Genomic DNA, 12627 nt, shown 5'->3' on the forward strand with positions numbered 1-12627 from the left:
ACTATCTTTGATCAATCTCTCATTTGGAATGTCCCCCAGGTGCTCCCTCATACGTTTTTTCAATACATTTTTTAGTTTTATATCGATTCTTCCAGTTGGTGAAAGACCCATGGGGTTTCATGTCAATGGAACTGCTACTGGTATATGTCTCTCCAAATACTAGATCTAAAAGATGGAGAGTCTTTTTTCCTCCTATCAGCATGGCATCTCGACAAGAAGCACAGTAAACTACCATATGTTGAGATGATGCTTGGGAGGCACGCTCTATCATTACCTGCTGAGCCAGAGGAAAGTTTGCAGCCCCTACCATTCCTCCCATTCCACAGCAGGTAGTGTTTTCTTTGGATTTTTCTAGTTCTTCCACTTCATATCCCAGTTGGTCCATGATCCAACGAACCCCAGTATGAATCTCTGGGACAAAGCGTGTTGGACAGGAATCGTGAATTGCAAAGGTTAGGTCACTTTCTTTACCCACACCTAGCGATCCTTCCGGTAGTCCAATCTCCGGCAAAAGACTCCAAAGGGAAAACACCCTTTGATTAGGACTATATTTACCCACCATATTATAGCAATTTTGACAGGCAACAATCACTTCATCTGCTTGTATTTTATCAAACTCAGCCTGTAGGCTCCTATACCTTTCATGAAACAGTTCTTCCTGCCCCAATAGGTAGGTTGGTTTACCGCAGCACTTTAAAACAGATGACACACCAGGTAGCTTATCTTGTAAATGCCCTAATATCGATTCAACCAACTCCGGTTTATAGGAAGGCAAACTGCAGCCCGGCATAAATACCCGCTTAACTTGTTTCTCTTCCTTAGGCCTCTTATTTACTTTGTTTTTTTTAGTGGTATTAAACATTTTAGCGAAACTTAATGTTTGATGCATTTCTATCCCTTTATGTCCTTTCAGCGGTGATTTGCCTTTGTTTTCCTCTACGATGTCTTTTCTCATATGGAGGAAGGCTTCTTTTAAATCTAAGTCCTTAGGACACACTAAAGTACAGTCACTACACATATTACAGGAGTAAGGAATTATAGGGTCTATATTATCAGCTTCCAAGAAACGATCAAACAACTCCTTTGGAGCACTGGTGAATTCATTTAGCATTTTACATTGCTTCATACACAGCTTACAGATATCCTTCCCATCATCACTAGTTCTTCCTATACACTGCTCAGAAATACATTGCATTTTTTTTACGGTTTCTGGAGAACAGTTATTTTTCTTCATGATTTCCCCCAATCCGGTTTGTAGTTAATTTAACACCCCATAAAAGTATAAGCTTTACTACCCTTTAGGTCAATTAAAGTAACATTCGAATTTTTTATAGCATATGGTCTATGTACAGATTATTCATATACACCCTTAATTTATTTAAGTTCAATCACAAAAAAACATTCCAGCTACTATTCTATTTTTAAGGGTTAGATACGTTCTCAAAGTAAAAACAGCCACCCAGCTATAGAGATGGGTGGCTATTTTTTTGTGCGATAATGCTAATAAAAAGAGCATCATTTATTATTGGCCATCAAAAATGACATATTCCTGAAACTCCTTATCAAATGCATCTTGACCATTTTCTAAGATTCGTAATCGATAGGGATTGATTTCATTCGCTACAAAATAATCAAAAGGTCGGATTACAATTTTTAAATTAGTTCAATTTACTATTGCAATTTACGTAGCCATTTATATCAATTACTCTAAAAGCCCTTTATAGTCGTCTCCGCCTTCTTCCCAAGCTGTCATACCGCCTTCTACTGTATAGATTTGATCTTTTGAAATTCCCATCTCTATCATTAGATCTGTTGCTTTCTGTGCATATGATTTACCAGAATAACAAACTAAGGCATATTTATCTTCAGCATTACCAACTTCACTTCCTGTTGCCTCTTGAAGTGTGTTCTTTAAATTTGCTATCCCTGTTGCATCATCTCCACCTTTATTGGCAGCGTCTTGATCTGATGTATAAGCACCAACTATATGACTTGTGTTATAATCTTCTACTTTTCTTACATCTAGAATAATGTAATCATCTGATCCTGACTCTATAGATGTTTTTAATTCTTCTACTCCTATATATTGCATTGGATTTTGATTTGTTACTGTCTCCTCTGCTTGTCCACATGCTACTAATACTAATGATAATATAAGTAGAATAGGAATTAATTTTAGTGATTTGTTTTTCATCTTTTCATTCCCCCATAAAATATTTTCTTTACCATATACATGATACACTAAGGTATATCTAATAACCAATAGATATTATCTATATATTTTATTCATCATATTGGAATTTTTAATAACTCAATTTTTCCACCTTAAATCAACAAACAAAGCCTTGATATAGCTGGCTTGACTGGCAAACTGTTTTTTGTTGTAACAATAATAGATCCTAAAATGTTAGATGGGCTCCTTTTGGCTAAAAGCTTTCTTACTGCGTTCTCTTTCAATAATTGTGTCGTCTAAAACCAATACTTTGACACGCTTTGGTTTTGTTAGCTATTGTAACCCTTAAGTTTTGCAAATCCCAGCTTTTCTAAGCAGTTGATCAATTTTTCATGTTTTCAAAGAGTGTAGTAAAGCATTTTTAGTCTTTTTAGATGAGTCATAATGATGTATCATTGTGGTATGCACCTCTCTTATCTGGATTTTTAGCATGAGTAAAATAATAAAAAGAGATTTAGAAATTGAATTCAATTTTCATATACTTAGACATACACATGCCACAATGCTACTTGAAGCAGGGGTTAATCCTAAAGTAGTGCAAGAAAGACTAGGCCACTCCTCTGTTTCTATCACCCTAGATACCTACTCTCACATTACAACAGAATTCCAAAAGATTGCAGTTTCTGAATTTGAAAAGTACCTACAAAAAAATAAAGTGTCCAATCTAAAATAGTGGATTCTACCTTAGATTGGACACAGAGTGGACAGAGTGGATTATCGAGGTGTAAAACACCTTTCAAACCCAGTATCTATCTCATATTATATTTAGTTGGGATTACATCATTGGCATTCCGCCGCCCATGCCACCACCTGGCATTACTGGCTCATCTTCCTTAATATCTACCACAGCAGCTTCTGTGGTTAATAACATAGCAGAAATAGATGCAGCGTTTTGTAATGCAGATCTTGTTACTTTAGTTGGATCTACAATACCAATTTCAATCATGTTTACATATTTTTCATTTAATGCATCAAATCCTACGCCTTTATCAGCATTCATTACTTTTTCTACAATAACAGAGCCTTCAAGCCCAGCGTTTTCAGCAATTTGTCTAACAGGCTCTTCTAGAGCTCTTCTAATAATTTGAATACCTGTTTTTTCATCTCCATCAACTGTATCTAATAGAGCTTCTACAGCTGAAATAACATTTACTAACGCTGTACCACCACCAGAAACAATGCCTTCTTCTACAGCAGCTCTAGTAGCATTTAAAGCATCTTCAATTCTTAGCTTTCTTTCCTTTAGTTCTGTTTCAGTAGCAGCACCTACTTGAATTACAGCTACTCCACCAGATAATTTTGCTAATCTTTCTTGTAGCTTTTCTCTATCAAAATCAGAGGTTGTTTCTTCTATTTGTACCTTGATTTGATGAATTCTATCCTTGATTGCTTTTTGATCTCCGTTACCTTCTACAATCGTAGTGTTTTCTTTGTCTACTTTAACAGTTCTTGCTGTTCCTAACATATCTAATGTAGCCGTTTTTAATTCATAACCTAGCTCTTCTGAAATAACAGTTCCACCAGTTAGAATTGCAATGTCTTCTAACATAGCTTTTCTTCTATCTCCAAAACCAGGAGCTTTTACAGCTACACATTCGAAGGTTCCTCTTAATTTATTTACAACTAGTGTGGCTAAAGCTTCACCTTCAACGTCTTCAGCAATAATAACTAATTTTCTTCCCTGTTGTACGATTTGTTCTAGTACAGGTAAAATTTCTTGGATGTTAGCGATTTTCTTGTCAGTAATCAAAACATAGGCATCATTATATACAGCTTCCATTTTCTCTGTATCCGTAACCATGTAAGGAGATAGATAGCCTCTATCAAATTGCATACCCTCTACTACATCTAAAGTTGTTCCCATAGATTTAGATTCTTCAACAGTGATCACACCATCTTTACCTACTTTTTCCATAGCGTCAGCAATCAATCTTCCGATTTCTTCATCACTTGCTGAGATAGCACCTACCTGTGCAATAGCTTCTTTGCTCTCTACTGTTATAGAAATATTTTTTAATTCTTCTACAGCTACAGTTACAGCCTTTTCAATACCCTTTTTAAGAATCATTGGGTTTGCTCCAGCAGCTACGTTTTTAATACCTTCTCTAATAATAGCTTGAGCTAACAATGTAGCTGTGGTTGTTCCATCTCCAGCAACATCGTTTGTCTTTGTTGCAACTTCTTTTACTAATTGAGCTCCCATATTCTCATAAGCATCTTCAAGCTCGATTTCTCTAGCAATAGTAACACCATCATTTGTAATTAATGGAGAACCAAACTTCTTATCAATTACAACATTTCTTCCCTTTGGTCCTAGGGTTACCTTTACTGTATCGGCAAGTTTATTTACACCTGCTTCTAAAGCACGTCTAGCATTTTCACTAAATTTAATTTCTTTAGCCATTTCAATACCCTCCTCAAATGATTCTAATTTATCGATTTTTATATGTATTTTTCTTTTGTTTATTCAACAACTGCTAAAATATCATTTTGTCTTAAGATTGTGTATTCCACACCATCAAATTTCACTTCTGTTCCTGCGTATTTAGAGAAAATCACCCTATCCCCTACCTTAACTTCCATCGTAATTTCCTTACCATCCACTACACCTCCAGGACCTACAGCAACAACCTCTGCCATTTGTGGCTGTTCTTTTGCGCTACCTGGTAAAACGATACCACTTTTTGTTGTTTCTTCAGCTTCTACCTTTTTAATAACAACTCTGTCACCTAATGGTTTAATGTTCATAATTTAACCTCCTTAACAATATTATTGTATTTTTTTAAATTAATTGCCTATTATTTTGTTAGCACTCACTGTCAGAGAGTGCTAACCACATTTATAATATTATATAAAAGAGTTTTCGTAGGCAAACTTCACTATTTGCTATTATAACCAATTATTGCTTATTATTACAAATTATCTTCCTCTTTTAAAGAATTTCATCTTTTTTCTTAAAATTAGATTATTTTAAAAAAGCTATGCAGTTTCTACATAGCTTTTTTTAAAAAATGTTTTGTATAATTGTTGTAGCACTTAAAATCAGCGGCTCCAGCAACTGATATAGGATTGGCAAAAATACAGCCGGAAGCATATTCGCCACAGGCACTTTTTTTATCTCCAGTATATTAAAGGATATACCCACAATCAACAGGCCTCCTATAGCCGACATTTCCCTTATTACTTCCTCCACTAAAAGATATCGCACCGCCCCAGCTGTTATGGTAATGATCCCTTGATAAATAAAAACTGCTGCTGCAGAGAAAATTACACCAATTCCTAATGTAGAGGCAAATATCACAGAAGCAATTCCGTCTAATAAAGATTTTGCATATAGGGTTTCATGATTCCCCGTTAACCCGCTTTCCAGAGAGCCCACAATAGCCAGCGCTCCCACACAGAACATAAGACTGGCAGTTACAAACCCTTTTGCAACCGAACCTTCGCCTTTTCCCGTTTTATTCTCTATCCATATTCCTAGATTATCTAACTTATTGGAAATCTCTAATTTCTCTCCAATGATTCCACCTAAAACAATACTAAATATTAATAATAAGATGTTTTCATTTTTAAAGGCTCCCATTAATCCAATAACTAAAACACTCAATCCTAACCCCTGCATTACAGTTGCCTTATAGTTATCAGGAATCCCTTTTCTTAAAAGCAATCCTACCATTCCCCCAATAACTATGGCTACTGCATTTACTATGGTTCCCAACATAAACCTATTCCCCCGTTGCTATTCTATTTTTTCCCAATTGCTGATTCTCTAGCATAATAAAACAAATATTGCTGTGCAAAACCTGCATATTCCCCGAATTTTTCTGATGCAAATTGTTGTATTACCTTTGGTGGTATTTCCTTATGAAAGTAAAGATGCTCCATCACTCTTTTCACCCAGATATCTACCGGAAAAGCCTCCATTTTTTCCATGCAAAAAAACAAAATGCAATGGGCTACTTTAGGACCAACCCCTTGGTAACCTAAAAGCTTTTGTTGGCAGGCTTCTATCTCTAATCCCTTTAGCTCCTCTAGTGCTGTAGGTGCTTCGACAACCATAGATGCTGTATTCTTAATATAGGAGGCTCTGTAGCCGGTATTACAGGCTTTTAATTCTTCTATAGATAAATTTGATAAAATCTCTGCAGATGGAAACCCATATCTTTTTTTACCGTAAAATTCCCCCAAGTATTCTCCATACCCTTCCGCCAATAGCTCAATAGAACGTTTTATCCGTGGTATGTTGTTATTAGAGGAAATAATGAAGGATATTAAAGTTTCCCATGGTTCTTGCTTTAAGATGCGAATACCTCTTCCAAATGCCACTGCCTGCTGCATCACTTTATCATTTTGACTGATCCTATCTTTAATGTGACTATAATCTGTTCCTAAATCAAAGTACTTTGTCCATATATTGATAAAATCTTCTTTTGCTGTGTTTCTAAAAACAACATCGGCTCCTATCTTTTTCACATTTACCACTTTATTGTACGCTATTCCAGTAAAACTTCCATCCTCCTCCTTGTCCCAGCGGAAGCATTGCCCACATTCAAAAATATGTTGGGGTTCAAAATTCTTAATATCTTTTATCATCACTTTATTATCTTTATAGTCAACATCTAAATACATTATTTTCTCCTTTACACTTCACTTCAATATGTCTGTGGTTTAATTGAAAATAGGATGATATACATAATATAACTGATAAACCGGCATACCTGTATCTACATCAATAAATACCATAGTCTGTTGTTGATTTTGTACTGTTCTAAAGCTATAGGTTAGTTTCGGCTGATACCGGGTATAAAAGGATCTGACTATGGCCAACCCATTATAATCCATATTCCCATACTCTTCTTTATGTCTTTCTATACCTTCTTCTATAGTAATGTTACTCTCCTGTTTCAATAATTCTGTATTTGTAAAATCGTTGGTATACTTCAAAATTTCTCCTGAAGAAGTTTCTACATTGACAATATGGGCATCACTTACAATTTTGACATCCTCAATTATCGGCGTAAATCTAACGGAGTAGATAGGTCCCGATTGTTCCGTTTGCTCTATATAAAACATTTCTTCCTCCATGTTGCCGCTATAAAACCTTTGAACAAAATCTCTAGCAATAACAATGGCATCACTCTGCGATATACTCTTACCATTAGTACTATTTCTTTTAAATTCGTAGTTCTTTACTTTGCCGTCGGTAGCATCCATCCATACAGTATAGGCTTCCTCTTGATCGTCAAAGAAATTAAACTCATAATAATGTACACCATCTTTTATAACTACTTGCTGCTTTTCTTCTTTTATATTGAAATCCTTTAGGAAAGAAAATTTTTCATATGCAGATGCTTCTGCTTCACTGTATTCAATGTACTCTGGGTGTTTGTTTGGTAGCTTACTATGTCTGTAAAGCCTACTACTCTCTTCAATGCTGGTGGCAATTTGCCCCAGTCCACCATCACTGGTTACAGGATTTTTCAATTCTAAAAGCCTATCTTCAATATTATGATATATCAACAATAATCTCTTTAATTGCTGATTTACATTCTCCAGCATTTCTATGTCATATACCATTAGTTGGTTACTATTGGTTTTATATTGATTCACCAAATGATGTCCAATCGTATTTCTCATCATTTCAACACTCGACAAAGCCCTTTGCATCCTTTCATTTGGATTTCTAGTAGATTGGTTTAAGTCTACCCAATGATTGAAGGCTAAGGTTAAGTTTCCAATTGATCTCTCCAGGTTATGAAGGGATTCAGGTGAACTTGTGTCTATTAATTCCTGACTATACATAATGCTTTGACGTATGTTACTTTCAACGTTGGATGCAATAATATTATTTACTCTTTCAATTTTTTCTTGAGATTCTAATAAGCTTTTATAATTAATCAAATTAAACCCTATACTAATCATTAACAATACTACTAGAATGGTTTTTGTATATTTCTTCATGACAGGTACTACCTCCTAGCTTGTTTTCTTCTATATATCATATCATAAACATGAGGAATTGAATATTAGAAAATTCTTTTTCCCATTGAATGACTATAGAATGCGACTTAATTCAGAGAGAGCTTTTACTCTCTCCTAATTGTAGCCCAAGTTATTTCATGTAATGCTTGATCTCTTACTTTCACTTATGTTCATCTACTTATAGAAAAAACGGGGGGGGCTTGGCAATACACTGAAGGATAAAATCTTTAAATTACAGCAGGTCTTTCCTTACAATGGAAAGACCTGCTGAAGACTGGTATCTTTATAAAACTGTATTTTGTGCATTTACTATTGTATTTTTATACTGAATTTAGGTATATCCTCTAAAGCTAAAGATGCCTGAATAATTCCTTTTTGATCCCTCCGAGCTACCCCGGCAAATTTATAGTACTTGTCATCTACAGATCGTTTCTGCATTTTTTGAATAACCTTTACCGAAGAATCCTTTAGTATTTTTCTGAATTCAAAGGCCTGATTGTCTTCATCCTCTGGAAATCGAAAGCCTATTGTAGCTTCATCAGTAGTATAAATAATTACCCCGTCATCATCGGTTATGTAAATATCGCTGATTCCAGTAGCAGTGGCGTATTCTTTTAATTTATTATCAGTTACTCCATTTCTCTCGACTTCCCGTGCTAAGCTTTCGCTAACCGTTAACAAACACCGTCCTAATATTCCATCAAAGCTATCTGCAAATTTTTCCATGTCGTTACTTATAGTTGCTAAATTTCCGATAGAGCTTGTACTCTTAGCAACAAATTCTTTTTGATGGTGGATCATCCCACTAATTTCATCAACAGTGGACATGGTCTCTTGGGAAAAAGTTGCGACCTCTTCAATATTTTTTGCCATTTGTTCTGTGGCTTCTGCTCCCTGCATAATATTCTGAGTAATATTTTGTATTGCCCCCAGAACATCGTCAATCGAGTCTGTAATTTTACTTAATCCTTCCTTTGCTTCCACTGCAATCCTTTGTCCTTCTTTGCCTTCTTCCATACTGGAGTGGATAATTCCGTAAGTATTTTTCATTTGTCTAGTGATACCTTGGATAACTTGTGTAATATCTCCTGATGCTTTTGAACTCTCATCTGCCAGTTTCCTTACTTCTTCCGCTACCACCGTAAAACCTCTGCCTGACTCACCAGCTCTAGCAGCTTCTATTGCGGCATTTAAAGCTAACAGATTGATTTGTTCTGCAATCTTATTAATTTTATCTACCATTTCTTCAATCTGTGCCATCATTTCATCCAACTTTTTGAGTTCACCTGCAGACCCTTCCAGCTTATTACTAATTTTCTCTATTACTCCTATAGCCTCTTCGATGGCCTCAGCGCTGTTTGCCACTGTTCTTTTAGCTGTAGCTGTATTCTCATCTGCTGTTTTTCCCGTGCTAGCTATCTCTGTAATACTGCTAGTAAGTTCCTCCGAGATAGAAGCTGCTTCCAAAATCTCATTGTTCACATGATAAGTATCTTTTGTGAAGTCATTCATTTTTTGTGCCAAACCATTTATTTCCTCCATAGAAGCTTGAGCATCTTTATTTACTTCTTTTGTTAATGTAGAAATCGTAGTGGAAGATCGCATCAATTCATACATCCAGCTTTTTAACATTTTACTTAAGCCAGAAAGAGATTTGGCAATGCCCTCATTATCAATGTCGCCTTCAAATAATACGTTGCCTTTACCATACTCTTGCAATACCCTATTAACCTTTTCCATAGTTCTTCTACTTTTCATCACAAAAAATAGATAGCAAATAGTAAATCCTCCTACAAAAAACATGGCGTTTGTTGCTATTGCTTCATTCATTTTGCACCATCCCCCCCTAGGCTTTTTATCTTAAGTAATATCCATCAAAAACACCCTGTTGCTAAAGCATTGTGCATAAGGTCCTGCCAATACTCTACTTAAATCTAAAATTTTAATTTCTTCTAGAGCTTGGTCCATCGTTTCTCTCCCTCCTGGGTATTAAAAATAGAGTATAATAGATATGCCTATAATATATTATTCGGAATAAAATGAGACTTAATTCATAAGTAGACAACCGAAAGTTTGTTTTTAACTTTCGTGTTGGTCGCTTAGTTTGTTTATCTATAAGCAGATAACCAAAATCTTTGATTTTGTGTTAGTCGCTTAGTTTGTTTATCTAGAAGAAGCGGGAGTCTTAGCAATACACCGAAGGATAAATTGTATGTTTTTTAACGATGTTCTATTTTTAATATTTAGAACATTCATTCTATTAAAAGCCGTAAAAATTTCCAGTTCTTCTAGTCATTGTAAAAGTAAATAATTTCCTGTTTTCTTATAACACATAGAAAATTATGAACATTTTAAAATAGTGGATAACTTCATAATTTTTGTTATGTGTTTCAAAAAAGTCTTCCTTTAAATTTTCTAATGCAAAGACTTTTTTATAATAAATTATAATTTATCCGTTTTCAGGATGCAACCTATTTCTATTTTTTTTAAATTGAAATCATATGTGAATCATCAAGATACATTTCTGTATCACTCCTATTTTTTCTCACTTCTTACATTATCCCTTTTAATATAGCTTTCTAAAGCAACTAATTATATTTCGATGCAAATTTGTATCAATAATCTAATTTTTAAAAAAATTTCGTGATTTAAATGTTGCAAACTCCCTCTTCACTATAATCTCATATCTGGCATGAAAATTGCAATAACATTTTGTAGTTCCTAATATATAGATACCCAACTACAGAACTTAAGCAGATGACTGAAATCTATGATTTCATGTCAGTCGCTTATACAAGGTGAAATTTTGATATACTAAGGGCTACATTTGCAGCCCATGGTTTTGGGCGAAACCGTAGACCGTGTATATCAAAAGTAGATGACACAAATCTTTGATTTGCTGTCAGTCACTTTCACAGAGTGCAATTAAAGTTTAAAATCAGTTATCTATAGCTAAATCAACTACTATATTTTATTAAATATTAATAAAAGGAGGCATCATAAATGAGTACAGTCGCAACTTTAAATGCTGCGGAGTATGTAGCAGAACTGGTGGCAAGAGCAAAGAAATCACAAGAAGCAATAGAAAATTACACACAAGAGGAAGTTGATAGACTTGTAGCTGCCGTTGTATGGAATATCGTAAAGGATGGCCCAGCCCAAGAAATATCCAAGCTTGCAGTAGAAGAATCAGGAATGGGTAACTTCGACGGAAAGTATAACAAGCTAATGGCAAAGGCTAAAGGTGCAGTACGTGATATGATCGGCAAAAAGTCTGTTGATGTTATTGAAGTAGATGAAGTAAAGCAAATCATGAAAATTGCAAAACCAGTAGGCGTCATCGGTGCCCTTATTCCTTGTACCAATCCCGAAGCTACACCTACAGTAAAAACGGCTCATGCATTAAAGGGTAGAAACGCCATCATCATGTCTCCACACCCAAGAACGAAGAAAACAAATACCTTTATTACTAACATCATAAGAGAAACCCTGAAAAAATATGGCGCACCAGAAGATTTAGTCATTGCCATTGAAGAACCGACAATGGAGATCAGTAACGAATTAATGAAACAATGCGACCTAGTACTAGCCACTGGAGGAGCAGCCTTGGTAAAAACTGCCTATTCCTCCGGAACACCAGCTTATGGTGTAGGTGCAGGTAATGCAGTAATTGTAGTAGATGAAACAGCAGATATTAAGGATGCTGCTATGAAGATAAGAGTGAGCAAAACCTTCGATTTCGCCACCAGCTGTTCAGCAGAAAACTCCTTAATTATCCAAGAACACATCTACAGTGAATTCGTTGAAGCCCTTCAGGCTGAAGGTGGTTATTTAGTTTCTGCAGAAGAAAAAGAAAAACTCCAAAATGCTATGTGGGTAGATGGACATTTAAATCCAAAGATTATTGCACAATCAGCTCAAACTATCGCAGCAGTAGCAGGACTTAAATTACCAGAGGGAACAAGTTTTATCATGGTGGAGGAAACTGGCATAGGTACAAATTACCCCTTCTCTGGAGAAAAGCTTTCTGTAGTAATAGCCTTATATAAATTTAATCAGTTCTCCGAAGCTGTAAATAAAGTAAATGAAATTACTAGTTATCAAGGCACAGGGCACTCTTGCGGTATTCATTCCTTTAACGAAGATCATATTATGGAATTGGCTTTAAAAACAAAAGTAAGCCGTATGAACATCCGTCAAGGTCAAGCCCCTGCCAATACAGGAAACTGGTTCAATGGTATGCCATTTACCACAACCCTTGGATGTGGATCATGGGGTGGCAATATCGCTTCAGAGAACATTACATGGAAACATCTAATTAATACAACATGGGTATCTAGACCTTTCGATCCTGTTGTTCCTACAGATGAAGAGTTATTTGGGGAAATTATGAATGATTAAAGGGAATAATC

General features: G+C 35.4%; 11 protein-coding genes. 2 read left to right on the top strand and 9 right to left on the bottom strand.

Going from position 1 to position 12627, the window contains the following annotated elements:
• Positions 1-19: 19 nt before the first annotated feature.
• Together CHB72_RS18240 and CHB72_RS18245 are read right to left on the bottom strand one after the other, a co-directional pair.
• Positions 20-1234, bottom strand: coding sequence for a (Fe-S)-binding protein (locus tag CHB72_RS18240; protein ID WP_089284314.1), 1215 nt, complete (start codon positions 1232-1234; stop codon positions 20-22).
• 468 nt (positions 1235-1702) lie between these two features.
• Entirely contained in the window at positions 1703-2194 is a 492-nt protein-coding gene (locus CHB72_RS18245; protein ID WP_089284315.1) for a rhodanese-like domain-containing protein, read from the bottom strand.
• A 469-nt stretch (positions 2195-2663) separates the two neighbouring features.
• Here CHB72_RS18245 and CHB72_RS18250 point away from each other — a divergent pair, with 469 nt between their 5' ends.
• Entirely contained in the window at positions 2664-2906 is a 243-nt protein-coding gene (locus CHB72_RS18250; RefSeq protein WP_089284316.1) for a tyrosine-type recombinase/integrase, read from the top strand.
• A gap of 102 nt (positions 2907-3008) precedes the next feature.
• Here the strand turns inward: CHB72_RS18250 and groL are convergent, their stop codons facing one another.
• The 7 genes from groL to CHB72_RS27460 all read right to left on the bottom strand — a co-directional run bounded on the left by groL (position 3009) and on the right by CHB72_RS27460 (position 10183).
• Positions 3009-4637, bottom strand: coding sequence for a chaperonin GroEL (gene groL, locus CHB72_RS18255; RefSeq protein WP_089284317.1), 1629 nt, complete (start codon positions 4635-4637; stop codon positions 3009-3011).
• Between the two features lie 59 nt (positions 4638-4696).
• On the bottom strand, positions 4697-4981 hold the full coding sequence (gene groES / locus CHB72_RS18260) for a co-chaperone GroES (protein WP_089284318.1): 285 nt from the start codon (positions 4979-4981) through the stop codon (positions 4697-4699).
• A 256-nt stretch (positions 4982-5237) separates the two neighbouring features.
• A complete protein-coding gene (locus CHB72_RS18265) occupies positions 5238-5954 on the bottom strand; it encodes a DUF554 domain-containing protein (protein ID WP_089284319.1) in 717 nt (238 codons plus the stop codon).
• Positions 5955-5977: 23 nt separating this feature from the next.
• Positions 5978-6862 carry a DNA-3-methyladenine glycosylase family protein gene (locus CHB72_RS18270; RefSeq protein ID WP_089284320.1) on the bottom strand — a complete coding sequence of 295 codons (885 nt, stop codon included), beginning with the start codon at positions 6860-6862 and terminating at the stop codon, positions 5978-5980.
• A 39-nt stretch (positions 6863-6901) separates the two neighbouring features.
• Positions 6902-8194 (bottom strand): PepSY domain-containing protein, encoded by a 1293-nt coding sequence (locus tag CHB72_RS18275; protein WP_089284321.1) that lies wholly within the window; start codon positions 8192-8194, stop codon positions 6902-6904.
• A 330-nt stretch (positions 8195-8524) separates the two neighbouring features.
• Positions 8525-10045 carry a methyl-accepting chemotaxis protein gene (locus tag CHB72_RS18280; protein WP_089284322.1) on the bottom strand — a complete coding sequence of 507 codons (1521 nt, stop codon included), beginning with the start codon at positions 10043-10045 and terminating at the stop codon, positions 8525-8527.
• 30 nt (positions 10046-10075) lie between these two features.
• Positions 10076-10183, bottom strand: a complete 108-nt coding sequence (locus CHB72_RS27460; RefSeq protein ID WP_242975186.1) for a CoA transferase — start codon at positions 10181-10183, stop codon at positions 10076-10078.
• Between the two features lie 1035 nt (positions 10184-11218).
• On the opposite strand from CHB72_RS27460, the gene CHB72_RS18285 reads away from it, so the two are divergent.
• Positions 11219-12616: an aldehyde dehydrogenase family protein gene (locus CHB72_RS18285; protein ID WP_089284323.1), complete on the top strand. Its 1398-nt coding sequence runs from the start codon at positions 11219-11221 to the stop codon at positions 12614-12616.
• Positions 12617-12627: the final 11 nt, after the last annotated feature.

It is taken from the genome of Anaerovirgula multivorans (assembly GCF_900188145.1).
Classification (GTDB): Bacteria; Bacillota; Clostridia; order Peptostreptococcales; family Natronincolaceae; genus Anaerovirgula; species Anaerovirgula multivorans.